20 protein-coding genes and 1 riboswitch are annotated in these 25,442 nt (G+C 69.0%); of the genes, 12 read left to right on the top strand and 8 right to left on the bottom strand.

What is annotated here, in order from left to right; all coding sequences use genetic code 11:
* Positions 1-28 precede the first annotated feature (28 nt).
* Positions 29-6,409, top strand: a complete 6,381-nt coding sequence (locus AB8M46_RS23800; RefSeq protein WP_394361621.1) for an Ig-like domain-containing protein — start codon at positions 29-31, stop codon at positions 6,407-6,409.
* Positions 6,410-6,427: 18 nt separating this feature from the next.
* Here the strand turns inward: AB8M46_RS23800 and AB8M46_RS23795 are convergent, their stop codons facing one another.
* Complete coding sequence (locus AB8M46_RS23795; protein WP_378429514.1) at positions 6,428-6,841, bottom strand: RidA family protein; 414 nt, start codon at positions 6,839-6,841, stop codon at positions 6,428-6,430.
* Between the two features lie 107 nt (positions 6,842-6,948).
* On the opposite strand from AB8M46_RS23795, the gene AB8M46_RS23790 reads away from it, so the two are divergent.
* Entirely contained in the window at positions 6,949-7,599 is a 651-nt protein-coding gene (locus tag AB8M46_RS23790; RefSeq protein ID WP_394361620.1) for a maleylpyruvate isomerase family mycothiol-dependent enzyme, read from the top strand.
* On the opposite strand, the gene AB8M46_RS23785 is transcribed toward AB8M46_RS23790, so the two are convergent.
* Entirely contained in the window at positions 7,590-7,919 is a 330-nt protein-coding gene (locus tag AB8M46_RS23785) for a rhodanese-like domain-containing protein (protein ID WP_016335231.1), read from the bottom strand. The two genes, AB8M46_RS23790 and AB8M46_RS23785, sit on opposite strands and share 10 nt — an antisense overlap.
* Positions 7,920-8,000: 81 nt before the next feature.
* Here AB8M46_RS23785 and AB8M46_RS23780 point away from each other — a divergent pair, with 81 nt between their 5' ends.
* The 4 genes from AB8M46_RS23780 to AB8M46_RS23765 all read left to right on the top strand — a co-directional run bounded on the left by AB8M46_RS23780 (position 8,001) and on the right by AB8M46_RS23765 (position 12,598).
* Entirely contained in the window at positions 8,001-8,576 is a 576-nt protein-coding gene (locus AB8M46_RS23780; RefSeq protein WP_037339592.1) for a TetR/AcrR family transcriptional regulator, read from the top strand.
* A 30-nt stretch (positions 8,577-8,606) separates the two neighbouring features.
* Positions 8,607-8,993 carry a hypothetical protein gene (locus AB8M46_RS23775; RefSeq protein WP_235213312.1) on the top strand — a complete coding sequence of 129 codons (387 nt, stop codon included), beginning with the start codon at positions 8,607-8,609 and terminating at the stop codon, positions 8,991-8,993.
* 55 nt (positions 8,994-9,048) lie between these two features.
* Positions 9,049-11,319, top strand: coding sequence for a protein translocase subunit SecD (gene secD, locus AB8M46_RS23770; RefSeq protein ID WP_394361619.1), 2,271 nt, complete (start codon positions 9,049-9,051; stop codon positions 11,317-11,319).
* Between the two features lie 91 nt (positions 11,320-11,410).
* On the top strand, positions 11,411-12,598 hold the full coding sequence (locus tag AB8M46_RS23765; RefSeq protein WP_394361618.1) for a cation:proton antiporter: 1,188 nt from the start codon (positions 11,411-11,413) through the stop codon (positions 12,596-12,598).
* 15 nt (positions 12,599-12,613) lie between these two features.
* On the opposite strand, the gene AB8M46_RS23760 is transcribed toward AB8M46_RS23765, so the two are convergent.
* Together AB8M46_RS23760 and AB8M46_RS23755 are read right to left on the bottom strand one after the other, a co-directional pair.
* Positions 12,614-12,928: a hypothetical protein gene (locus AB8M46_RS23760; protein ID WP_037339588.1), complete on the bottom strand. Its 315-nt coding sequence runs from the start codon at positions 12,926-12,928 to the stop codon at positions 12,614-12,616.
* 82 nt (positions 12,929-13,010) lie between these two features.
* On the bottom strand, positions 13,011-14,321 hold the full coding sequence (locus tag AB8M46_RS23755; protein WP_394361617.1) for a hypothetical protein: 1,311 nt from the start codon (positions 14,319-14,321) through the stop codon (positions 13,011-13,013).
* A gap of 162 nt (positions 14,322-14,483) precedes the next feature.
* Here AB8M46_RS23755 and AB8M46_RS23750 point away from each other — a divergent pair, with 162 nt between their 5' ends.
* Positions 14,484-15,467, top strand: coding sequence for a LysR family transcriptional regulator (locus AB8M46_RS23750; RefSeq protein ID WP_037339585.1), 984 nt, complete (start codon positions 14,484-14,486; stop codon positions 15,465-15,467).
* Positions 15,468-15,600: 133 nt separating this feature from the next.
* Complete coding sequence (locus AB8M46_RS23745) at positions 15,601-16,926, top strand: alpha-lytic protease prodomain-containing protein (RefSeq protein ID WP_037339582.1); 1,326 nt, start codon at positions 15,601-15,603, stop codon at positions 16,924-16,926.
* Positions 16,927-17,087: 161 nt separating this feature from the next.
* Here AB8M46_RS23745 and AB8M46_RS23740 read toward each other — a convergent pair whose 3' ends face one another.
* Complete coding sequence (locus tag AB8M46_RS23740; RefSeq protein WP_037340344.1) at positions 17,088-17,402, bottom strand: multidrug efflux SMR transporter; 315 nt, start codon at positions 17,400-17,402, stop codon at positions 17,088-17,090.
* Positions 17,403-17,413: 11 nt separating this feature from the next.
* Positions 17,414-17,482: riboswitch (guanidine-III (ykkC-III) riboswitch) on the bottom strand.
* A 79-nt stretch (positions 17,483-17,561) separates the two neighbouring features.
* Positions 17,562-18,773: an MFS transporter gene (locus tag AB8M46_RS23735; protein WP_037339579.1), complete on the bottom strand. Its 1,212-nt coding sequence runs from the start codon at positions 18,771-18,773 to the stop codon at positions 17,562-17,564.
* Positions 18,774-18,855: 82 nt separating this feature from the next.
* Here AB8M46_RS23735 and AB8M46_RS23730 point away from each other — a divergent pair, with 82 nt between their 5' ends.
* Positions 18,856-19,758 (top strand): LysR family transcriptional regulator, encoded by a 903-nt coding sequence (locus AB8M46_RS23730; RefSeq protein ID WP_394361616.1) that lies wholly within the window; start codon positions 18,856-18,858, stop codon positions 19,756-19,758.
* Between the two features lie 2 nt (positions 19,759-19,760).
* On the opposite strand, the gene AB8M46_RS23725 is transcribed toward AB8M46_RS23730, so the two are convergent.
* Positions 19,761-20,342, bottom strand: a complete 582-nt coding sequence (locus tag AB8M46_RS23725; protein WP_394361615.1) for a TetR/AcrR family transcriptional regulator — start codon at positions 20,340-20,342, stop codon at positions 19,761-19,763.
* Between the two features lie 61 nt (positions 20,343-20,403).
* Here AB8M46_RS23725 and AB8M46_RS23720 point away from each other — a divergent pair, with 61 nt between their 5' ends.
* The gene (locus AB8M46_RS23720) at positions 20,404-20,949 is read left to right on the top strand and encodes an SRPBCC family protein (protein WP_394361614.1); all 546 of its coding nucleotides are present in this window, start codon (positions 20,404-20,406) and stop codon (positions 20,947-20,949) included.
* Here AB8M46_RS23720 and mptB read toward each other — a convergent pair.
* Positions 20,853-22,292 (bottom strand): polyprenol phosphomannose-dependent alpha 1,6 mannosyltransferase MptB, encoded by a 1,440-nt coding sequence (gene mptB, locus AB8M46_RS23715; protein ID WP_394361613.1) that lies wholly within the window; start codon positions 22,290-22,292, stop codon positions 20,853-20,855. The two genes, AB8M46_RS23720 and mptB, sit on opposite strands and share 97 nt — an antisense overlap.
* Before the next feature lie 111 nt (positions 22,293-22,403).
* Between mptB and AB8M46_RS23710 the strand changes: the two genes are divergently transcribed.
* A complete protein-coding gene (locus AB8M46_RS23710; protein WP_125736275.1) occupies positions 22,404-23,039 on the top strand; it encodes a DUF4230 domain-containing protein in 636 nt (211 codons plus the stop codon).
* 58 nt (positions 23,040-23,097) lie between these two features.
* Positions 23,098-25,440, top strand: a complete 2,343-nt coding sequence (locus AB8M46_RS23705; protein ID WP_394361612.1) for a molybdopterin oxidoreductase family protein — start codon at positions 23,098-23,100, stop codon at positions 25,438-25,440.
* Positions 25,441-25,442 lie beyond the last annotated feature (2 nt).

Genomic DNA, 25,442 nt, shown 5'->3' with positions numbered 1-25,442 from the left:
CGGGAGCGAGGGGTGAGGCGGAGGCGGCATGGCGGAACGGCGTGGGCAAAATCGGTGGCGCCGGGGCGTAGCACTGCTCACGGTGGTCGTCGTGGCCCTGCTGATGGGCGCCCCGCTGCCCGCGAGCGCGCAGGTCCAGCCGCGCGGGGCGGGCACCGAGCGGCCGATCGGGCCGGAGCCGGTGTACTCCGGGCTGGCGCACGGCGGTATCACGATGGCCGCCAACTCCGTCGTGCAGTGCGGCGTCGGCGTCGTCTGCAACGAGTCCGCGAGCAACGCGAGCCCGGTGTCGTGGATCAAGACCGACCCGGCCGCGCCCGGTAACACCGCGTCCGCCGCGAACCTGAACGTCCCGGCCGGCGCGAAGGTGCTCAACGCCCGGCTGTACTGGCAGTTCAACCCGGTCGCCAGCAGCGGGACCTCCGGTGACGGCAGCCGGGGCAACCAGGTCTCCATCAAGACCCCGGGCTCCGGCGCGTATCAGCGGATCACCGCCGAAACCTACGACTGGTTCCCCGCGACCACCACGGGCGGGTCCCCGACGCTGTACGCCTACGGCGGCGCGGCCGACGTCACGTCTCTCGTCACGAACGCCGGCACCGGGGAGTACACGGTCGCCGACATCCAGGCCTGCCAGGGCCAGTCGATCAGCCGGACGAACCTCGGCTGCTGGGGTGGCTGGTCGCTGGTGGTCGCCTACGAACTGCCCAGCGAGCCGCTGCGGTACCTGCAGGTCTGGGACGGGATGCAGGTGGTCGCGGGCGGCAGCACGCCGAGTTCGGCGACCATCGCGCTGAGCGGTATCAAGGCCCCGACCTCGCGTCAGCCCAACGTCGAACTCGGCATCGTCGCGGGTGACGGCGACGCGCCCATCACCGGCGACTACCTCCAGGTCGGCCCGGACGCCGCCAGCCTGCAGACGATCGCGATGCCCGCGCCCGGCGGGGTGGCGACCAACAACGCCTTCAGCAGCCGCATCGACCGGGTCACGGCCACCGGTTCGGGCACGAACGTCACGTCGCGGAATCCCAATCCGGTGAACAACGTCGGGTACGACGCCCGCAGCATCGACATCACCGGCAAGGTCCCCGCGGGGACCACCGCGCTCCAGGTGAAGATCGGCACGGTCGGCGACGCGCTGTACCCCCAGACGATCTGGCTGGTCACCGACGCGCTCGAACCGGATCTGCAGATCACCAAGGCCAACGACCCGGTCGGCAACACCGACGACAATCCACCTGGTTACGTCACCAAGGGCGGGGAGGTCACCTACACCTTCGACGTCGCCAACCGACACGCCGACGGCTCCACCACCGACCTCGACACCGCGACGAACGTCGTGCTCACCGACACCCTGCCCGACGGCGTCACGTTCGTGGCCGGGTCCAATCCGGACTGTTCGGCCGCCGGGCAGGTGGTCACGTGCACTCTCCGGAATCTGAGGCCGGGGCAGTCGCAGAAGGTCGCCTTCAAGGTCAAGGTCGGGCTCGACGTGCCGGACGGCACCAAACTCGACAACACCGGCAAGCTCACCTTCCGCGGCGAGGACACCGGACGACCGCAGGAACGCACGTCGAACACGGTGCGGAACACGGTCGCGTCGCCCGGGTACCAGCTGACGAAGACCGTCGACCTCGCCGAGGCGGTCCCCGGCGACACCCTGACCTACCGGGTGACGCTGCGGAACACCGGCGTGATCCCCGTGCCCGCGCTCACGGTGCGCGACACCTTGCCGCCGGGGACGACCTACGTGTCGTCCACTCCCTCGAAGGGCACCGCGTCCGGGACCGGGCCGATCGACTGGGCCGTGAACGGTCTCGCGGTCGGGGAGACCGCCACGCTGACCGTGCGCGTGAAGGTCGAGGAAGCCGCCATCGGCAAGGAACTGGTGAACCGCGCGAACGTCCCGACCGGACCGCCGCCGGTCGTCCCGCCGGACAACCGCTGCCCGGACGATCCCGCGGCCGCGTGCGCGAAGACCAAGGTGCCGCCGCCGTCGTACACGGTGACCAAGACCGCGGACAAGGAGTCCGCCGACCCCGGCGACACCGTGCGCTACAAGGTCGTCGTCGCCAACACCGGCAAGGTGACCGCGGCGGATCTCAAGGTCGTGGACGATCTGACCGGGGTGCTGGACGACGCGGTCTATCAGAACGACGCCACCGCGTCGCCCGGCTCGGTGTCCTATGCGGAACCGAAGCTGACCTGGACCGGCACGCTCGCCGCGGGGCAGAGCGCGGAGTTCACCTACTCGGTCAAGGTGAAGAACCCGAACACCGGTGACAACCGGCTCAAGAACGTGGTGACCTCGGAGACGCCGGGTGGTAACTGTCCGCCGGGTTCGACGGATCCGAAGTGCGGCACGACGACGCCGGTTTCGGGGCTGTTGATCGAGAAGTCGGTCGACAAGCAGTCGGCGAATCCTGGCGACGTGGTGAAGTACACGGTGACGGTGCGGAACACGGGGCAGACCAAGATCTCGGGTGCGACGTTCACCGATGATCTGACGCAGGTTCTCGACGACGCCGATTACCAGAACGACGGCGCCGCGACCATCGGCGGCGTCACCTATGCGGCGCCGAAGCTGACGTGGACCGGGGATCTCGGCGTCGGCGAGACGTCGACGGTGACGTACACGGTCAAGGTGAAGAATCCGAACCCGGGCGATGACGTGCTGAAGAACGCGGTGTCGTCGGAGACTCCGGGTGGTAACTGTCCGCCGGGTTCGACGGATCCGAAGTGCGGGACGACGACACCGGTCTCAGGGTTGCTGATCGAGAAGTCGGTGGACAAGCAGTCGGCGAATCCCGGTGACGTGGTGAAGTACACGGTGACGGTGCGGAACACGGGGCAGACCAAGATCTCGGGTGCGACGTTCACCGATGATCTGACGCAGGTTCTCGACGACGCCGACTATCAGAATGATGGTGCGGCGACGATCGGCGGTGTCACGTATGCGGCGCCGAAGCTGACCTGGACCGGTGACCTGGAGATCGGCGCCACGGCGACGGTCACGTACACGGTGAAGGTCAAGAACCCGAACCCAGGTGACAAGAAACTGTCCAATGTGGTCACTTCGGAGACTCCGGGTGGTAACTGTCCGCCGGGCTCGACCGATCCGAAGTGCGGGACCACCACGCCGGTTTCGGGGCTGACGATCGAGAAGTCCGTGGACAAGCAGTCGGCGAATCCTGGCGACGTCGTGAAGTACACGGTCACCGTGAAGAACACCGGTCAGACCAAGCTGACCGGTGCGACGTTCACTGACGACCTGACGCAGGTGTTGGACGACGCGGACTATCAGAATGATGGTGCGGCGACGATCGGTGGTGTCACGTATGCGGCGCCGAAGCTGACCTGGACCGGAGATCTGGAAATCGGTGCCACCTCGACGGTGACCTACTCGGTCAAGGTGAAGAATCCCAACCCGGGCGACAACCTGCTGAAGAACGCGGTCTCGTCGGAGACCCCAGGTGGGAACTGCCCGCCGGGGTCGACGGATCCGAAGTGTGGCACCACGACACCGGTTTCCGGTCTGAAGATCGAGAAGTCGGTGGACAAGCAGTCGGCGAATCCCGGTGACGTGGTGAAGTACACGGTCACTGTGCGGAACGCCGGCCAGACCAAGATCTCGGGTGCGACGTTCACCGATGATCTGACGCAGGTTCTCGACGATGCCGATTACCAGAACGACGGCGCCGCGACCATTGGCGGTGTCACGTATGCGGCGCCGAAGCTGACCTGGACGGGTGACCTGGAGGTCGGCGCCGCGTCGACGGTCACGTACTCGGTGAAGGTCAAGAATCCCGCCCCAGGCGACAAGAAGCTCATCAACACGGTCACCTCGGAGACGCCGGGCGGCAACTGTCCGCCGGGGTCCACGGATCCGAAGTGTGGCACCACGACACCGGTTTCCGGCCTGAAGATCGAGAAGTCGGTCGACAAGAAATCCGCGAACCCCGGCGATGTCGTGAAGTACACGGTCACCGTCACCAACACCGGTCAGACGAAGATCTCTGGCGCGACGTTCACCGATGATCTGACGCAGGTTCTCGACGATGCCGACTATCAGAACGACGGCGCGGCGACCATCGGTGGCGTCACGTATGCGGCACCGAAGCTGACCTGGACCGGTGATCTCGGTGTCGGCGAGACCGCCACGGTGACCTACACCGTCAAGGTGAAGAACCCGAACACCGGTGACAACCGGCTCAAGAATGCCGTGACGTCGGAGACGCCGGGCGGGAACTGCCCGCCGGGTTCGACCGATCCGGACTGTGGCACGGAGACCCCGGTTTCGGGTCTGGAGATCAAGAAGACGGTCGACAAGCAGTCGGCGAATCCCGGTGACGTCGTGAAGTACACGGTCACTGTGCGGAACACCGGCCAGACGAAGATCTCCGGTGCGACGTTCACCGATGATCTGACGCAGGTTCTCGACGACGCCGTCTACCGGAACGATGGTGCGGCGACGATCGGTGGTGTCACGTATGCGGCGCCGAAGCTGACGTGGACCGGCGACCTCGAAATCGGTGCGACCGCCACTGTGACGTACTCGGTCCAGGTGAAGAACCCGGGCGACGGTGACAAGAAGCTGTCCAATGTGGTCACCTCGGAGACTCCGGGCGGGAACTGCCCGCCGGGTTCGACCGATCCGGATTGCGGCACGACGACGCCGGTCTCCGGGCTGCTCATCAAGAAGACCGCCGACAAGAAGTCGGTCGACCCCGGCGACACGGTGAAGTACACGATCACCGTCACCAACACCGGGCAGACCGAACAGGTCGACGCCACCTTCACCGACGACATGACCGAGGTCCTGGACGACGCCGACTACCAGAACGACGGTGCGGCGACGATCGGTGGTGTCACCTACGCGGCGCCGAAGCTGACGTGGACCGGCTCGCTGGGCATCGGGCAGGCGTCGGTCATCACCTACACGGTCAAGATCAAGAACCCGAACCCCGGTGACAAGAAACTGTCCAATGTGGTCACCTCGGACACGCCGGGCAACAACTGCCCGCCGGATTCGACCGACCCGAACTGTGTCGCGGACGTGCCGTCGCGCGAGCTGACGGTCAAGAAGACCTCGGACAAGCAGACCGCGAACCCGGGTGACGTCGTCACCTACACCGTGACCGTCACCAACACCGGCAAGGTCCCCCTGGTCGGTGAGGACGCCGCACGGGTCACGGACGACCTGTCCGAGGTGCTCGACGACGCCGACTACTCCGACGACGCCACGGCTGCGCCGGTCGCCGGCACCTTCTCCTTCGCCGCGCCGAACCTGGTGTGGGTGGGGGATCTGCCGGTCGGAGCGACGACGACGCTGAAGTACTCGGTGAAGGTGAAGAACCCGGTGACGGGCGATCACGAACTGCGGAACACCGTCAGCACCAACACGCCGGGCACGTGCCCGCCGCAGTCCGACGATCCGGCGTGTTCGACCGTCACCCCGGTGCCCGGGATCTCGCTGGAGAAGAAGGCGGACAAGGCCACGGCGAATCCGGGCGACGTCGTGAAGTACACGGTGACCGTGCGCAACACGGGCAAGACGAAACTGACCGGTGCGACGTTCACCGACGACCTCACCGAGGTCCTCGACGACGCCGTGTTCCAGAAGGACGGCGCGGCGACGATCGGTTCGGTGACCTATGAGGAGCCGAAGCTGACCTGGACCGGCGACCTGGAGATCGGGCAGACGGCGACGGTCACGTACAGCGTGAAGGTCACCAAGACCGACGGCGACGGCAAGCTCGCCAACGTGATCACGTCCGACACCCCGGGCGGCAACTGCCCGCCGGGCAGCAAGGATCCGAAGTGCGGCACGACGACACCGCTGTCCAGCTTGAAGATCAAGAAGACGGTCGACAAGACGCAGGCGAAGCCGGGCGAGGTCGTCACATACACCGTCACGGTGGAGAACACCGGGCAGGCCGTGGTGGACGACGCGACGTTCACCGACGACCTGAGCCAGGTGCTGGACGACGCGACCTTCGACGGCACCGCGAAGGCGAGCATGGGCACGGTCAGTTACTCCGCGCCGAAGCTCACCTGGAAGGGCGAGCTGAAGCCGGGGGAGAAGGCCACCGTCACCTACGCGGTCACCGTGCGGAAGCCGGCGACCGGTGACCACCGCCTCCGCAACGTCGTCACGTCGGACACGCCCGGCGGCAACTGCCCGCCGGGTTCGGCGAACCCCGACTGCGGCACGGACACCCCGGTGCCGCCGACGCCGCCGAACCCGCAGCCGCCGGAGAAGCCGAACCCGCAGCCGCCGACCACCCCGCGTCCGCCCGGCCTCGCCGTGACCGGCTCACCGGTGAAGACGATGACGGTGCTGGCGTTCGGGATGCTGGCCATCGGCGCGCTGCTGCTCCTCGCCGGACGGAGGCGCCGGGAGTCCTAGACCGGGGCCGAACCGCTGCTAGACGGCGCGCGGCACCGCGACCAGGGCTTCCACCTCGACGACGAGCTCCGGCCGGGCCAGTGCCGCCACGACGATCAGCGACTGGGCGGGCCAGTCCGCTTCGGGGTACCAGCGGGTGAAGGTCTCGCGCATCGCCGTGCGGAACCCGGCGAGGTGTTCGGTGCCGGACAGCATGCTGAACACCTTGACCAGGTGCTCAGGCCCGGCACCCGCGGCTTCGAGCAGCCGCTCGAGGTTGCCGAGCAGCGCGCGGGTCTGGGACTCGGCGTCGGGCCCGGCGAGTTCGCCGTCGGGCAGCACGCCGATCTGACCGGACACGACCACGAGTTCGTGATCGGCCGGCACGCGGACCAGATGGCTGTACGGGCCGATCGGCGCCGCGACGGTCTCCGGGTTCCACCGCTGGATCATCAGTCCTCAATCTTTCGTCCACTCGGGAAAATCGTCTCCAACGTACCGATGATTCCGGGTCGCCTCGGGAGTCCCACCTTCGACGAACGACGACTGGAGGGTTCCGGATGACGGATACAGGAACGAAGACCGAGCTCTGGCCGCTGGTCCACGCCGAGCGGGCGGCACTGGCGGACGACCTCGCGGAGCTCACCGAGGAGCAGTGGGAGACGCCGTCGCTGTGTACCGGGCTGACGGTGCGCGAGGTGCTCGCGCATGTCACCGCGGGGGCGAGCCTCACACCGTTGCGGTGGATGGCCGGGGTGATCCGCTGCCGATGGGACTTCGACAAGCAGGTCGCCATGCGGCTCGCCGAGCAGATGGGCGGCGACGGCGCCGAGACGCTGGAGCGGTTCCGGCGCGTGGTCACCAGTACGACGAAACCGCCGTTGCCGAAGATCGCGATGCTGGGTGAGGCGATCGTGCACGCCGAAGACATCCGCCGTCCGCTCGGCCTTCGGCGCGACTACCCGATCCCCGTCCTCACCGAACTGGCCGGGTACTACGGGGGCTCGGACCTGGTGGTGACGGCGAAGGGGCGCATCGGCGGGCTGCGGTTGCAAGCCACCGATGGCCCCTTCGCCGTCGGGTCCGGGCCGCTCGTCTCGGGCACGACATTGGCCCTGATCATGGCCATGACCGGACGGACGGCCTACCTCGCCGAACTCGACGGCGAGGGGGTCCCGATCCTGCGGGAGCGCGTCCCCGCTCAGACCTGAGACTCGAGGGGCAGGCCCGCGCCGGCCCAGTCCTCGATGCCTTCCCGGTACTTGCGGACGTCGGTGTAGCCCAGCGCGGTGAGCCGGTCGGCGACCTGGCCGCTGTTGGGGCAGGCGGGGTTCGAGCAGTAGGTGACGATGGCGGCGCCGCGATCGGGCAGCACGGTCGCGGCGTGCGCGTCGACGTCGGCGAGGACGAGGGGAACGGCGCCGGGCAGATGCTGCTTGGCGTAGTACTCGCCACCCAGTGCGTCGACCACCGTCACGGTCTTCGCGTCGATCGCGGCCTTCAGCTCGTCACGGGTGATGAGTGCGGTCATGTCGCTACCTCCAGTTAATCGGACTATAGTCCGCATGTGCCTCACGACCATAACGGACCGCAGTCCGCTTTTGCAACCTCGTTGGAGCTTCTGCGCACGCCGCCGCCCAAGGAGCGCGCCGACGCCGCCCGCAACCGGGCCGCGATCCTGGACGCGGCGGCGTCGCTGTTCGCCGAACACGGGGTCGAAGCGGTGTCGATGGATCAGGTGGCGGCGGCCGCGGGGGTGGGCAAGGGAACGCTCTTCCGCCGCTTCGGTGACAAGGCCGGGCTGGCCGTCGCGCTGCTGGACGCGCGGGAACGCCTGCTCCAGGAAGGAATCCTGCACGGGCCGCCGCCGCTGGGCCCGGGCGCTCCACCGGCCGACCGGCTGGTGGCCTTCGCCGACGCGTACGTCGACTACGTGCTCGAACATCTGCCGCTGGTGCGGATGTCGGAGACCGCCGCGCCGGGCGCGCGCTACCGCATCGGGGCCTACCGGTTCTGGCACCGGCACGTCGCGATCCTGCTCGACGGAACCCCCGACCCGGAGCACGCCGCGCATGCCCTCCTGGCCCCGCTGGCGGCCGAACATCTGACCGCGTTGCTGCCGGAACTGGGGGAGGAGCGCGTCCGCGCCGGGATCACGCGCCTGTGGCGGGCGGCCGGATCCCAGTAGGGTGTCGGCGAGAACCCTGGGAGTGTGTCGATGATGGTGGCGAGCCGAAGGACGGCCAGGCAGGCCGTGCCGGTGCTGCTCGCCGCCGTGCTGACCGCGCTCGGCCTGTTCTTCGCGCTCCACTCGGGCGGTTCCGCTTCGGCGGACGAGTCGCGCGGGGCGAACGCGACGGTCGATTCCTCGGTCTCCAAGGCCGTCGCGCCGGTGCGCGCCGCGGGCAGGCTCGCCGCCGAACCCGCGCTCCTGGGTGTGCACGGTCACGGTGATCTGCCTCTCTTCGGCACCGTCCCGCACGGGCCCGCGTCCACGACGCTGCTCCGCCTCAGCGAACTCCACGACGAAGCCACTCCCGCCTCGCGCACGGCGAACCGCCTCGCGCTGGGTGATCGCGCTCCTCCTTTCCCGGTAGCCGTCTGACGCTCACGGGCGCGTGTTCGCGCGCCCGAACCGGGAAATCACCAAGGAGAACTTCGTGCCGCGCGAAACCGCGCGGCGGGGCATGACCGGGCGAGCCGTCGTCTCGCTGGTCGTTCTCGCCGCGACCGTGTACCTGTTGCTGACCACCGCCCCGAGACTGGGGCTCGATCTGCGTGGTGGCACGCAGATCGTGCTGGAGACCAAGGATTCACCCACCGTCACCGCCGACGCGGAGACCACCGACCGGACGCTCGAGGTGCTGCGCCGCCGCGTCGACGCCCTGGGCGTCGCCGAGCCGATGCTGGCCCGCTCGGGGGACAACCGGATCATCGTCGAACTTCCCGGCGTCCGGGATCCACGCGAGGCCGTCGAAGTCATCGGCCGCACCGCGCAGCTGTCCTTCCATCCCGTGCTCGCCACTGGCGCCGCGGACTCCCGTGTGCTCAACGACGAGAGCGGGCAGCCGATCACCCTGGGACCCGCCGCGCTGACCGGCGAAGGCGTCGACGAGGCGCGCTCGTCGATCGATTCGCAGGGCGGCGGCTGGCTCGTTTCGGTTGACTTCAAAGGGGATTCCGGCCGCGCCTGGGAGCGGCTGACCGGGCAGGCCGCCTGCTCGCCGCCGGGAGATCCCGCCCGCCGGGTGGCGATCGCGCTCGACGACAAGGTGATCTCGTCACCGCAGGTGAGCCCGCAGGTCGCCTGCGGGGTCGGGATCGTCGGCGGGAGCACGCAGATCACCGGACGGTTCTCGCCCGCCGAGGCCAAGGATCTGGCGTTGCTGATCAACGCCGGCGCGCTGCCGACACCGGTCGAGATCATCGAGCAGCGCACCGTCGGGCCCACCCTCGGCGCCGCCGCCATCGACGCCAGTGCCCGCGCAGCCGTGATCGGGCTGGCGCTGACCGCGCTGTTCCTGCTCGCGGTGTACCGCCTGGCCGGGCTGATCGCCGTGGGCGCGCTGGTGGCGTACGCGGCCGTGTCCTATGCCGCGCTGCTCGCCGTCGGCGCGACGCTGACCCTGCCGGGGCTCGCCGGATTCGTGCTGGCCATCGGCATGGCCGTCGACGCCACCGTGCTCGTCTTCGAACGGGCGAGAGAGGAACACTCGGTCAAACGGGGTGGCTCGCTGCCACGCTCGGTCAGCCGCGGGTTCAGCGGCGCGTTGTCGGCGATCGTCGATTCGAACGTGACCACCCTGCTCGCCGCGGGCCTGCTGTTCTGGCTGGCGTCCGGTCCGGTGCGCGGCTTCGGGGTGACGCTGTCGATCGGCGTCGTCGTCGCGTTGTTCATCTCGCTGGTGCTCACGCGTTTGCTGCTGCACCTCACGATGCGGGGCGTGGTCGCGCGCAAACCGCGGCTGTCCGGGCTGACCCACGAGGGCCGGGTCCGGCAGTGGGTGAACCGCCGCGATCCCGAATTCCTCGGGAAACCGAAACGCTGGCTGATGGTGGCGGGCGCGGTCGTGATCGCCGCGATCGCGGGCCTGTTCGTGGCCGGGCCGAACCTCGGCGTCGAATTCACCGGCGGCCGGGTCGTCGAATACAGCACTTCGGCGCCCGCCGACGTCGAGCGGGTCCGGGACGCGGTCTCCGACGCCGGATTCCCCCGCGCCGTCGTGCAGATGTCCGGCGAGAAGGACATCTCGGTCCGCACCGAGCCGATCGACGAAGACGCCACCGAACGGATCCGCGCCGCCGTCGCCGGGGTCGCGGGCGACGCCACCGAGATCCGCGACGAGAAGATCGGCCCGAGCCTCGGCGCCGAACTGCGCACCAAGGCGGTGATCGCGCTCGGCCTCGCGGTGCTGGCGCAGCTGATCTACCTGGCCGTGCGATTCGACTGGCGGCTCGGCCTGGCCACGGTCGCCGCGCTCGCCCAGGACGTCCTGATCATCCTCGGGATCTTCGCCTGGCTGGGCAAGTCCATGGACGGCGTCTTCCTCGCCGCACTGCTGACGGTGATCGGTTATTCGGTCAACGACTCGGTGGTGGTCTTCGACCGGGTGCGGGAGGTGCGGGGACAACGCCGCAAGGAACCGTTCCCGCGCGTCGTCGGCACGGCGGTCCTGCAGACGTTGCCACGGACGATCAACACCGGTATCGGAGTGCTGTTCGTCCTCGGGGCGCTGCTGGTCCTCGGAGACGGTTCGCTGGCCGACTTCGCCCTCGCGCTCCTGCTCGGCCTCGTCGCCGGCACGGTGTCCACAGTGGCCACCGCGGGGCCCGTGGCGATTCTGCTCGACAAGCGGTGGCCCGGGGCCGGACGTCCCGCCCGGAAGGCGAATCCGACACGGCAGCGGGACGACAACGGCGCGGTGGTGTGATCGACGTTCCTTTGTGGACCGCCGCGCTCCGCCCGGCCTCTATGCTCGTTCCCGGTGGCAGGGGAGTCCACCGGGAACGAGGGGCGGGTAGATGATCCAGAGCGTGCTCGTCGGCGCGGTCGTCGTGCTGGCTTGGACGATGACCGCGGCACGGCTGGAGCGCTGGCAGATCACCGCGCCGATGGCGATGGTCGCGGCCGGGCTGGCGATCGGGTTCACCACCCGCAACGATCTCGGCAACGGGCTCAACACCGAGATCGCGCTCAACGCGGCGGAACTGATCCTCGCGCTGCTGCTGTTCGTGGACGCCACCGCGGTGAAGGGCGGTTACCTCGGCCACGACGCGAAAACGGCGGTGCGGCTGCTGCTGGTCGCGTTGCCGCTGACGATCCTGATCGTCATGGGTGTCGGCCTGCTGACGCTGCCGGGCCTCGGCTGGGCGGCGGTCCTGCTGATCGCCTGCATCATCGCCCCGACGGATTTCGCGCCGGCGACGTCGGTGGTGCACGACGTCCGGGTGCCCGAACGCGTGCGGCATCTGCTGAACGTCGAGAGCGGGTACAACGACGGCGTCGTCGCGCCGGTCTTCATCTTCGCGCTGACCCTCGCGGGGAGCCATCACCAGGCGAACACGCCGGGTGAGGCGCTGCAGGCCGCGATCCCGGCGGCGTTGCTGGCCGTGCTCGCGGGCTCCGTCATCGGAGCGGTGGCCGCGGTGGCGATGAACGTGACGGGCAAACACGGCTGGTCGACCCGGCATTCCGCGCGGGTCGCGGCCGTCGCCCTGCCGCTGCTGACCTACACGGCGGCCGTCGCGATCGGGGGCAACGGGTTCGTCGCCGCGTTCATCTGCGGGATCGCGTACAAGACGGCCCGGCACCCCGGTGAAGAGGAACTCGGACTCGCCGAGGACGTCAGTTCGCTGTGCGGGCTGCTGATGTGGTTCGTCTTCGGCAGCACCGCGGTGCTGGTGCTGTCCTTCGGGCTCACGTGGGGCATCGTGCTCGTCAGCGTCGTCGCGCTGACCGTCGCGCGGCTGATCCCGGTGCTGCTCGCCTTGCTGCGGACGGACTTCCGGTGGAAGGACCGGATGACCATCGGCCTGCTGGCCCCGCGCGGCGCGGCGTCGATCGTGTTCGGGCTGCTGGCGTTCAACTCGCTCGACGGGGAGGCGGCCGACGTCGCGCTGAGCGTCATGTCGGTGACCGTGCTGGCGAGCGTCGTCGCGCACGGTGTCGGGGCTTCGGCGTTCCTGAACCGGAAGTCGAAGAGGACCTGACCGGTGCCCTCGCGGTCAGCCGCTCATCGCCTTCCTGATCGCCGCTTCGAGCTCTTTCACGTGCTTCGAATTCATGCCGCCGTAAGTGAAGGTGTTCATGTCGACCTTGTCGGCGTACATGGGCACGTCCTCGACGATCGCCTTGGACGCGCCGGTCACCTCGAAGACGAGCCTTCCCGGCTTGAACGCCGTCGGCGGAAAGTTCCTGATCGCTGTGACCTTCTCGAGGCTGAACGTGTGCTTCTTGTCGTTGAACCCGCTGACCGCGGCTTTGATCGTGATCGTCCGGCCGCTGAAGCTGATGGATCGGCGTCTGGCGTGGATGTGCACGAACCCTCCCCTGGGCGCGAAAGAGGGCACTCTATGAGAGAGGAATCGAGCGGACGAGCCCCGTTCCCGAACCGTTACCGGGTCAGTTGCCCGGCGTCTCCACGTCGTCCAAGGTCAGGTCGTACGGTTCGGCGCTGTTCCACAACGCCTCCGCCTCGCCGAGGAAGGTCCGGTACGCCGCGCCGTCCGCGGGCTGCAGGACGAACTTCGGCTCACCCGCGGCCTGGTAGGTGTAGTACTCGGCGAACAGCGCCGAGCCGGTGGCGATGACCCCGATCGCGATCGGATGCGTGACGAGCCGGACGGAGAGGTCGCCGCCGGTCGAGCGGCGCAGTTCGGCCAGCACCCGCAGCGTGTGGAGCACGCGCTCTCGCGCGCTTTCCGGCGAACGCACGGCGTAGTAGCGGGAGGCCGCCGTGTCGATCGCGGGCGAATGCGGGTCGATCAGCACGAACCGGATCTTCGCGCCCGCGCGCAACCGTTCTTCGAACTTGCCGTAGCTGTTGTTCACCAGGGTGTTGCGGGCCATCCCGGTGACCAGCAGTTCGCTCGTGCCGTCGATCGCCTCGGCGAGTCCGGCGCCGAAGTCCTCGCTGAACACCGGACGACGTGCCCGCGCGAGCCGGTCCTCGGCGGACAAGGGCCAGGGGGTGCCGTCCTCCCACAGCCGTTCCGCCTCGTCGGCGAAGTGCCGGTACCAGGGCGCGTCCTTCGGTTCCACTGTGAACACCGGCGAGGCTTCACCGGTCGGCCGGTATTCGTAGTGCTGAACGCAGATCAGGCCCCGTTTGGTGGAGACGTCGAGACAGTTGAAGCCCGCGGACGAGATCCGTGACGAAACCCGGATCTCCAGCCTGCCGCTCGTCCTGCTCTTCAAGGACGTCAGTTCGTCCAGTGTCGCGAGGATCCGCTGCCGCAACCGTCCTTGTCCGAGGCTTTGGGAAATTCGGCGATCGGCCACCGCGACGAGTTCTTCGTCGGTCGGATCCAGGACAAGTACCCGGATTCGTCCGCCCGAGTCGAGGATCGACCGGATATCGCTGCGCATGCCCTGCACGGTCCTGGTCATCGAATGGCCGATGAGCAGGATGTCGAAGGCCGCCGCGCGCCGGGAGATGAGATCCGCGGGGAACTCCGGATCGAAGAGCGCGGCGGGGCCGCCGCGATTCGAATCCCGGACCTGTTCGGTCAGCCGCCGCGAGCGGATTTGGGAGAAGGCGAGCAGGGCCAGCAGCGCCGTCACCACGGAGGAAAGCGTTTTGACGTCCGAGATCCCGGTCGCGCCCAGGACGGTGAACGCCAAGGCGACGGTGCCCAGTACGTACAGATCCAGGTTGTCGTCGGTGATCACCCGCGCCAGCGATCGCCGGATCCGTCCACGCTCGTCCGCCACTGAACCCCCTCGTCGTCGGTTGCGTGGAGACAGTATCGGCCGGACGCCCCGGCATGTCCGGGATTGCTGACATCGATGGCATACCGCGAACCAAGCGATACGAAGCCATTTGGCTCAACCGTTTGTCTGGTCCAGTCCAGTTATGTCTACTAACGTAGAGGGATGGAGCTGGAACTGCGCCACTTGCGCATCATGTGCGCGATCGCCGAACTCGGGAGTATCACCAAAGCGGCGAATACGCTCGGAATGGCCCAGCCTGCACTGACAGCACAACTGAAGCGCATCGAACGGACCCTCGGCGGGAAGCTGTTCCTCCGCGATCACACCGGCACGAGGCCGACCGCGCTCGGTCTCCTCGTCCTCGACCGGGCCAAGATGGTGCTGCCCGCCGTGTCGTCGCTGCACGACGAAGCGGCACGTCTCGCCCAGCACGCGGGCACCGGTGAGCCGGTGACCCTGCGGCTCGGTTCGGCGACGGGGCCGATGCTGGGGGCGCTCCTGCAACGCCTCGGCACCACCCATCCCGACATCCACGTCGCCACGCATACGTCGTGGTCGGCCAACAAACTCGCGGACATGACCGCCGAGGGCGCCCTGGACTTCGCCTTCGTCGGCGTCTGCGGCGACGCGGGCCCACCGCCGGAACCCGGTCTTCGCTGGCGGACGCTCGCGCATCATCCGGTGTTCGTGCTGATGTCCGCGCGAGACGAGCGCGCGCAGCAGAACGAGGTCGAACTCGGCGCCCTCGCGGACGAACGCTGGTGCGCGACGCCGGGGGACGGATGCTTCGGCGACTGTTTCGCGTCCGCGTGCGCGAGATCGGGGTTCACGCCGCGTTCGTTGTACGAGACCGATGTGCTGACCTGTATCGAGATGGTCGAGTCGGGACACGCGGTCGTGTTGTGTCAGCCGCTGTTCCACGAGATCCCGGGGATCGTCGCGGTCCCGATCGCGGGGAATCCGCTGAGCTGGCGGAATCTCGTCGGCTGGTCGGAACGCGGGGAGATGGGGCCCTTCGCCGCGGAGATGATCGCGCTGTCGCGCGCGGTGTACGGCGAGCTGATCGACCGGCGGCCGACCTACTCGAAGTATCTGGAGTTGAATCCGGGTTATGGCGTCGACTACACGGACGCGGGAGTGGGCTGACCAGCGCGGAAGCGGTTGAAAGGTCCAGTCCACTTGGTGGATATGACCTAAATGGTATGTACCATTTGTAGCAGGTGCCTCGTACGGTCTGGGACGAGATCTTCTTCCGGAACGCGGTGAGGAAACGCCTGAAATGAACCGAAAGATCGTAGCGGCCGCCGCGGCGGCCCTTACCGGCGCGGGCCTGGTCACAGCCGTCGCGCTGACGCCGAGCGCCAGCGCCGGCCAGACCGCTTCGGCGGCCGACCAGGTCCAGTCGGAGATCGTCGCCGCACTGGCGCGCGACCTGAAGATCAGCCCGGATCAGGCGAAGACCCGGCTCGCCGGCGAGCAGAAGGCGGCCCGCGCCGACGGTGACCTCAAGACCCGGCTCGGCCCGTCCTACGCCGGATCGTGGCTGGACGCGTCCGGGACCACGCTGACCGTCGCGGTCACCGACGCGGCCCTGGAAGGTGTCGTCCGTGCGGCGGGCGCGACCCCGAAGACGGTCGCCCGGAGCGCCGCGCAACTCGACGCGGCGAAGTTGTCGTTGGACGCCAAGGGAACCAGCGCGCCGAAGACCGTGCCCGGCTGGTACGTCGACGCCACCACCAACTCGATCGTCGTCCTCGCCAACGCCGGGGGCGAGGCCGCCGCGAAGTCGTGGGCGACCGCTTCCGGTGTGCGTGCCGACGCGGTGCGGGTCGAGACCAGCACCGAAAGTCCGGTGCCGCTGATCGACGTCATCGGCGGCAACGCCTACACCTTCGGCTCGGGCCGGTGCTCGATCGGTTTCTCGGTCGAGGGCGGCTTCGTCACCGCGGGCCACTGCGGCACCACCGGCACGCGCACGTCGAACCCGAGCGGGACCGTCGCGGGCTCCAGCTTCCCCGGCAACGACTACGCGTGGGTCCGGGTGGACGCGGGCAACACCCCGCGCGGACTGGTGAACCGGTACCCGGGCACCGTTCCGGTGGCGGGTTCGCAGGAGGCCGCGATCGGCGCGTCGGTCTGCCGTTCCGGTTCCACGACGGGCTGGCACTGCGGCACGATCCAGCAGAAGAACGCCTCGGTGAACTACCCGCAGGGCACCGTTTCCGGTCTCACGCGGACCAACGCCTGCGCCGAGCCGGGTGACTCCGGTGGCTCGTGGCTCGCGGGCGACCAGGCGCAGGGCGTCACCTCCGGTGGCTCCGGCAACTGCAGCTCGGGCGGCACGTTCTACTTCCAGCCGATCTCGGAGATCCTGAGCGTCTACAGCCTCCGCCTGGTGACCTCGGGCTCGAACCCGCCGTCGAGCACGACGCCGACCACCACGACGTCGAACAACCCGCCCGGTGGAACCTGGGCGGCTGGTACCACCTACGCCGCGGGCGCGACGGTGACCTACGACGGCGTTTCGTACCGGGCCCTGCAGGGCCACACCGCTCAGGTCGGTTGGGAGCCGCCGAACGTCCCAGCGCTCTGGGCGCGCGCCTGACCACCTAGCCGTCCGGGCCACACGCAGGGGTGCGCCCGGACCCGACCGCCCCCGACGTCGTCCGTGCGTCGGGGGCGGTCCCTTTTTGGCCGGGTTGGTCGTGAGTGGCGTTTCGGGTTCTAACCCGAAACGCCACTCACGACCACCTGGACCGAACGGCGTCAGTGCAGGACCTTCAGGCCCACGACGCAGGCGACGATCCCCACGATCAGCAGGATCCGGGCCACCGAAACGGTTTCCGCGCCGGACCACATGCCATAGGCGACGGTGAGCGAAGCCCCGATGCCGACCCAGACCGCGTAGGCGGTGCCGACGGGGAGATCCTTCATCGCGTACGCGAGACCCACCATGCTGGCGACCAGCGTGACGCCGAAGATCACCGACGGAACCGGCCGGGACAGACCTTCGGATTTGCCGAGGGCGGTGGCCCACACGGCTTCCAGCACACCCGAGACGACGAGGACAAGCCACGACATGACGCGCTCCCAGAGCGCCGTCTTGTCGCTGGCCGGGTACGGCACCCACTCGTCCGGGGACCTCGTTGAGGAGGTTCCGTCACCAGGATGGCACATCGCCCGTGTGGATCGCCCGCAGGTTTGACGAGGGTCACCACACGGGCGCGCCATTGTGGACGGTCAGGTCAGCACCTTGGGGGCCGACCAGGCGAGCAAACCCAGTTCCAGCACGGAGAATCCGATCAGCGCCCACGCGCTCGGCAGCCAGATCAGCGCGATGCCGACGAGCAGGATGGGCAGGACCAGTCCGGCGTAGGCGGCCAGGAACAGGGCGGCGAGGACCTCACCGCGCACCGGCGGTTCGGCGAGGGCGGCGACGGTGGCCACCGACGCGCGGAAGCCCAGCCCGACACCGGCGCCCGCGACTATCCCGCCCGCGACGAAGAGCCACAGCTGCGACGTCGTCACCGCGACCGGCAGCGCCACCAGCCCGCTCACCATCAGCCCGAGGCCGAGCCGTAGCTGGGTTTTCCTGGCCAGGCCGGCGAAGAGCACCTGCGCCGCTGCCGCCGCGAGGAACACGGAGAACGAGGCGAGACCGGCCAGCAGCCGCGAACTCTCGTGCATGCCCTGTGCCAGCAACGTCGGCGTCAGCGCCATGAACAGACCCGTGATCGCGAACGCCGCGAAGGCGCCGATCGCCGCGCCGAAGAAGGCGGGCCGCGCGCTCGACGGCAGTGAGACGCGCTGCGGCCGATAGGCGGGCCGTTCTTCGGCGCGCTCCACGGTTTCCGGCACGAGCGCGACGGCGATGGCCGCGGCGAGCAGCAGGACCAGGAAGAACACGAACGGGGTCGTGAGCGGCTCGGCCGAATAGCTCGCGAACACGCCACCGAACAGCGGTCCGAGCGCCAGTCCACCCATGTTGACGACGGTCGCGATCAGTCCCGCGCGGCCGTGGTCCTCCCGCGGCCGGGCGACGGCACGGAGTTCGGACAGGTGCGCGGTGGCGGTGGCGGTCAGCGCGCCGATGCCCGCGCCGCCGACGAGCCTGGCCAGGATCAGGCCGGGAACGTCCGGCCACGCCAGGAAAAGTGTCGCGGAAAGCGCCTGGGCCAAGGTCGCGGCGAGGATCACCCGCCGTCGTCCCAGCCAGTCGCTGACATGGCCGGCGAGATACAGGCTGCCCATCACGCCGACGGCGTACGCCGCGAAGACGATGGTCACGACGTAGGTCGGGAAGCCGTCGCGCTGCTGATAGAGCACGTAGAGCGGCGTGGGGACGGTGGAGAAGGCGAGCGAGGCGGCGTAGGCCGCCGCGATGACCCAGAAACCGCGACCGTGGCTGATCCGCCGGAACGCGGGACGGGGGAGGGCGACGCTGTTCAGCATGTCTCCACTGTGAATCTTCGGATCATCCAAGTCCAACGAACAATCCTGGTCACAGTTATCGGTGGATGTGATAATCAAACGCATGGAGACCCGTCAGCTCGAATGTTTCGTCGCCGTCGCCGAGGAGCTCAGCTTCACTCGCGCCGCGCAGCGGTTGTACGCGGTGCAGTCCACCGTTTCGGCGACGATCCAGGCCCTCGAAGGCGAACTGGGGGTCAAGCTGTTCGACCGGTCCACGCGAAAGGTCGAGCTCTCCCCAGCGGGGAAGGTGTTCCTGCCCGAGGCGAAGGCCGCGCTGGAAGCCTTCGACAGGGCGCGCGACGTGGTCACCGACGCCTCCGCCGGCCTGCGGGGCAGCCTCCGCATCGGCACGCTGACCAGTGTCGGCGATCTCGACCTGCCCGATCTGCTCGGCGCGTTCCACCGCCGCTATCCGCTGGTCGACCTGCATGTTTCGGTGTCGATCACCGGCTCGACCGGACTGGCCGAGGACCTGCGTCAGGGCAGGCTCGACGTCGCCCTCCTCGGCCTGCCCGAATCCGATCTCGCCGGGCTCGAGGCCAAACTGCTCGGTTCGGCGCCGTTCGTCGCCGTGCTGCCCGACGGCCACCGGCTGAGCGGACGGCGTTCGCTGACGTTGGCCGATCTCGCGGGCGAGTCGTTCGTGGACAATCCCCGCGGCTTCGGCAACCGGGTGGCCCTGGACCGCGCTTTCGAGGCGCTCGGGGCGCCGCGCCGGGTCATCGTCGAGGTCGCCGACCTGCGTGCCGTGCCCTCTTATGTGGCGGCGGGGCTCGGCGTCGCCGTCGTGCCCGATCTCAAGCTGCTCGCGGGGGTCCGGACGATCCCGCTCGACGAGCCCGGCCTCACGTGGCCGCTGACCATCGCCACCAGGGGAGAGCGGCCGCCGAGCCGGGCCGCCCGGCTGCTGCTGGACCTCGTCGACAGCGGGGAGTTCTCCCTCGTGATCCCCGCCCGGACTTGAACTCAGCCCGTCAGCAGCGTGCGTGTCGTCCGCGTCACCAGGTCGACGGTGCGCGGCGGCGGTGCCTCGCCGTGGTCGAGATGTCTCCTCACCGCGGCGTAGGGGAGGTCGACCAGGGCGAGCATCAGTTCGTCGGTGCTCCGGCCGGTCAACGGACGCAGCTTCCGCAACACCTTGGTGATCGCCGTGTCGAGCCGGTGGTTGGCGGCCTCGACACGGGCACGATCCTCGGCGCTCCAGTCGTCGACGCCGAGTGCCCTGTCGCCCCCGTAGAGCAGTTTCGCCTCGGCGGGATGGGCACGGCACCACCGGACGACCTGCGCGGCGGCCTCGACGGCGGCTTCGACGGCCGGTTCCTGTTCGAGCGCTTCGAGGTAACCCCGCTGGAAGCCGTCCAGGGTGCGGAGCCAGACGGCGGCGAGCAACGCCGGACGTCCGGGGAAGCGGTGGTAGATCGACCCGCTCGGCGCGCCGACCTCGCGCGCGACGGCCGACATGGTCACGCCGGCCGCCCCTTCGGTGGCGAAGATCCGCACGGCGGCGTCGAGGAAATCGTCGGCGGTGTGCCGCGGTGGCCGTCCCATTTTCAGAGACTATCCTCTACTATCGTTTTAGGGGAAGATCTCTAGAACTGGGAGGCGCGCGATGCGCGTATGGAACAGGCATCACCGGATCGTCGACGTGGCACAGGAACGCGTCGGCGCGCTGATCGACACACTGGCCTCGGACGGCGACAGGCTCTGGCCCGTCGACGCGTGGCCGACGATGCGGTTCGACCGGCCGCTCGGGGTGGGAGCGACCGGCGGGCACGGGCCGGTGCGGTATCGGGTCGAGTCCTACGAACCCGGGAAGGCGGTGCGGTTCCGGTTCACCGCGCCGCGCGGCTTCGACGGATTCCACGAATTCACCTTGCGGACGGCCGAAAACGGGAAGACGGAGCTCGCGCATCTCATGGTGTTGAGGCTCCGGCACCCCGCTTGGCTGACGTATCCGCTGCTGTGGCGGCCGATGCACGACGCCCTGTTGGAGGACTGCCTCGATCGCGCCGAGCGTGAACTCACCGGCACGGTCGAGACGCCCGCTCGCTGGAGCCTTTACGTCCGGTTCTTGCGGAGCCTGATCTCCGGCAAGAGGCCCTTCCGTTTGAGCACGAACAAGGTGCCGCCGATGAGCACGACGGCGATCAAGTAGCCGAGCGCCAAGGACACGGCGCCGCCGTTCGCGGGCGGGAGCAGCACGCCGAACACGGCGCTGACCACGGCGAGGATCCACCGCCCGCGGTCGGTCGTGAGGCTCACGGCCAGCAGCGCGACCGTCCACAGGAGATACCAGGGCTGCACGACCGGCCCGAGGACCAGCATCGCGGCGAAGGTCAGCCCCGCGGCGTAGAGCGGGTGCAGCTTCTCCCGGTACGTGAGCCACAGCAGCCTGGCGCCGACGGCGAGACCGAGGATCGCACCGATGAGCGAGAACACCTCGATCGCGCCGTCGGTCAGGTCGGCCCCGAAGATCTTGCCGACGCCGCCGACGAGGAAGCCGAGTTCGTTGGTGGGCGCCATCCAGCTGTGGACCTGGCCGGAGACCCCGGACAGCACGCGGACCCAGCCGAAGCCGAGCCCGCTGCCGAGTGAGATCGCCGCGGTGACGGCGGCGAATCCGGCGGGCAGCCCGAGCGCGACCGCCACCCGGCCGGCGGGCGTCGCCCGGCGGAACAGGTCGACGCCGACGAACAGCAGGCCCGCGACGGCCACGATCTTGATGTTCGCGGCCGCGCTCACCGCGATCACGCCCGCCGCGATCAGGGCGGGCCGGGCCGCGCCGGTCTCCGCCGCGCCCATGAGGACGAGCTCCAGCCCGGCGACCATCAGCCCGACCATGAGCCCGTCGTTGTGCACGCCCGCCACCACGTGCCAGAGCACCAGCGGATTGAGCACGGCCAGCCACAACGCGACCGACGGCGAGACCCCGACGCGGCGGGCGAGCCGGGGGAGCGCCCACGCCATGAGCACGATCCCGATCAGGCCCAGCAGCCGGTGGAGCAGCACCGTCGGCACGAAGGAGTCCCCGGCGATCTGGGCGATCGTGCGGGCCAGCGCGACGAACGCGGGACCGTACGGCGCGGGCGTGTCCCGCCAGTAGTGGCTGACGGCCATCGTCACCGGGGAATCGGCGCCGAGCGCCTCGGCGGGCCCCACGAGATAGGTGTCCAGCCCCTTGGCCGCGATCAGGCCTTGTGCCAGGTAGCTGTTGATGTCACCGCTGAACAAGGGGCGCGCGACGAGCAGCGGCGCGCACCACGAGACCGCGATCCAGTACAGCCGACGCTCGGACAGCCCGGCGGCGAGCCGTCCGATGCCGAGCCAGGACAGCACGAGGGCGGCCATCCCGGCGACGCCCAGCGCCACCACCAGCACCGAGGGCAGGCCGATCCCGGACGTGACCAGCACGAGTACGGCGACTCCGAGGAAACCCGCCCAGTGCAACGCCGAGATGTTCAGCCCGGCCTTCTCCGGCGCGGGCAAGACGTTCTGCATGCGGTCAAACTACTCCAAGTGCGGAACCGGGTTCCGCCGATCGTACGGGAATCCGCCCACGACGCTTCGGGACCGCGTCCGCCGGGTACTCCCCGCGGACGAGAGGCGGTGGTGGGCGTGAAGAAACGCTGGGTACGTCTCGGGGCGTTCGTGCTGGCCGGGCTGCTGGTCGTCGCCGCGGCCCTGCAGATCACCGGGCTCCTGCCGAAGCTCGACCCGTTCGGAACGTCCACTGTGGACCGTTCGCAGCCCGCGGTGCTCCAGGCGGTGCGGGATCTGAGCCAGTACCACGCGGCCGTCGGTGACTACCAGGTCGTCGTCGACATCGAGAAGGACGTCGCATGGGTGCCCGCGAGCATCGCCGGGGAACGCACGCTGTTCGTCGCGGCCGGTTCGGTCGACGCGTACGTCGATTTCGGGCCGCTGGTGGAGAATTCGCTGACCGTGTCCGAAGACCGGCGGACGGTCGAGGTGCGGCTGCCCGAACCGAAGCTGGCGAAACCCAACCTGGACAACGGACGCAGCTACGTCTTCGGTCAGGAGCGCGGCCTGATCGACCGGCTCGGCGCTTTGGTGTCCGTGCAGGATCAGCGGCCGTTCTATCTGGCCGCGGAGAAACGGATCGGTGAAGCCGCGCAGCACTCCGGTCTGCTCGAACGCGCCAAGGCCAACACCAGGGCGATGCTCACGCAGCTGCTGCGAGGGCTGGGCTTCCAGGTCGTGTTCCCGGCGGAACCGGCCACCTGACCCGGCCGCCCGCTTTGTCCGGTGTTTCGGCTGGTGAGCGGCGTGGTACGGCTTCCGCATGAACGCAGACGCGGTACCGGAGCGAATCGCGGAGGTCTGGGGCGCGCGGACCCCGTACCGGCGAGGGAACGCTTGGCCGCGCAGAGCGGACATCCACCTCGAGGCGGGCGTCGGTGAATCCGATGTGGACCGCTGGGTCCGCTCGGCCTGCGTCCTGTGCAGCAACGGCTGCGCGTGCGACATCGCGGTGAAGGACGGCAGGATGGTCGGTGTCCGCGGCCGCGAGACCGACTTGGTCAACCACGGTCGGATGGGACCCAAGGGGCTCTACGGGTCTTGGCAGTGGAACGGGAAGGACCGGTTGACGCGGCCGTTGATCCGTCGCGACGGCGAGCTGGTGGAATCCGGCTGGGACACCGCGATGGACCTGATCGTGCGGCGTTCCCAGGAACTGCTGGACGAGGCCGGGCCGCTGTCGCACGGGTTCCACACCAGCGGGCAGCTGTTCCTGGAGGAGTACTACACGCTCGGCGTCATCGGCAAAGCCGGCCTCGGCACCCCGCATATGGACGGCAACACCCGGCTGTGCACGGCCACCTCCGCCGCCGCGATGAAGGAGAGCTTCGGCTCCGACGGCCAGCCCGGGACGTACGCCGACATCGACCACTGCGATGCACTCTTCCTCTTCGGTCACAACATGGCCGAGACGCAGACCGTGCTGTGGAGCCGGGTCCTCGACCGGCTCGCCGGACCCGAGCCGCCCGTGGTCGTCGCCGTCGATCCGCGGCGGACGAAGGTCGCCGAGGCGGCGGTGGAATCCGGTGGCCTGCATCTCGCGCCGCTGCCCGGTACCAATCAGGCCCTGATGAACGGTCTGGTCCGCGAGCTGATCGTGAACAAGTGGATCGACGAGGACTACGTTTCGGCGCACACCCTCGGCTTCTCCGAACTCGAAAAGACCGTCGAGCCGTACACGCCCGCGCACGTCGGCGGGATCTGCGGGATCGAGCCGGACGCGCTGGTGCGGGCCGCGGAGATCTTCGGCACGTCCGAGCGGGTGCTGTCGACCGTGCTGCAGGGCTTCTACCAGTCACATCAGGCCACCGCCGCGGCTTGCCAGGTCAACAACCTCCATCTGCTGCGGGGCATGCTCGGCAAGCCGGGCGGCGGAGTGCTGCAGATGAACGGCCAGCCCACCGCGCAGAACACGCGCGAATGCGGTGCCGACGGCGACCTTCCCGGGTTCCGCAACTGGGAGAATCCCGACCATGTCCGGCAACTGGCGGAACTGTGGAACGTCGACGAGTTGACCATCCCGCACTGGTCACCGCCGACGCACGCCATGCAGATCTGGCGGTACGCCGAACAGGGCTCGATCCGCTTCCTCTGGATCTCGGCGACGAATCCCGCCGTCTCCATGCCGGAACTCCCGCGGATCCGCGAAATCCTCGGCAAGGAAGACCTGTTCGTCGTGGTGCAGGACGGTTTCCGGACCGAGACGGCCGAGTTCGCCGACGTCGTCCTCCCCGCCGCGCTCTGGGGCGAGAAGCAGGGGACCTTCACCAACGCCAACCGCACGGTGCATCTGTCGGAAAAGGCGGTCGAGCCACCCGGCGAGGCGCGCCCCGATCTGGACATCTTCCTCGACTACGCGCGGCGGATGGACTTCCGTGACCGCGACGGCGATCCGCTGATCGGCTGGCGGACCCCCGCGGACGCCTTCCGTGCCTGGCAGGAGTGCAGCCGGGGCCGGTTGTGCGACTACACCGGGCTGTCGTACGACAAACTCCGCGGCGGCAGCGGGATCCAATGGCCCTGTGACGGCGAGCGCCCGGACGGCACCGAACGGCTCTACGCGGACGGCGTGTTCACCACGAGTTCGGACGCCTGTGAGGACTTCGGTCACGACCTGCTCACCGGCGGGACGGTTTCGGCCAAGGAACACCAGGCGCTGCACCCGGACGGACGCGCGTTCCTCAAGGCAGCCGAGTACACGGCACCGCCGGAGGAGCCCGGAGAGCGGTATCCGTTCGTCTGCACGACGGGGCGCACGGTGTACCACTTCCACACACGGACCAAAACCGGCCGCGCCCCGAAGCTCCGGCGGGCCGCGCCGGAACCGTGGGCGGAAATCGCCGCGTCCGACGCCGCCGAACTCGGGGTCACGGACGGAGATCTCGTCCTGGTCGAGTCCGCGCGGGGCCGGGTCGAAGTGCCCGCCCGGATCGGCCGGGTCCGGGCCGGCGTCGTGTTCCTGCCGTTCCACTACGGCTATTGGGACACCGGCGGCGAAGGGCAACCTCGGGCGGCCAACGAACTGACCATGACCGAATGGGATCCGGTGTCCAAACAGCCGCTGTTCAAGATCGGTGCCGTCCGCGTCCGGAAGGTGGAGGGCTGACC

This window comes from Amycolatopsis sp. SB7-3, from assembly GCF_041021335.1.
Lineage (GTDB): Bacteria > Actinomycetota > Actinomycetes > Mycobacteriales > Pseudonocardiaceae > Amycolatopsis > Amycolatopsis japonica.
Note: the sequence above shows the minus strand (reverse complement) of the source record. Positions and strands in the feature narration are given on the sequence as shown.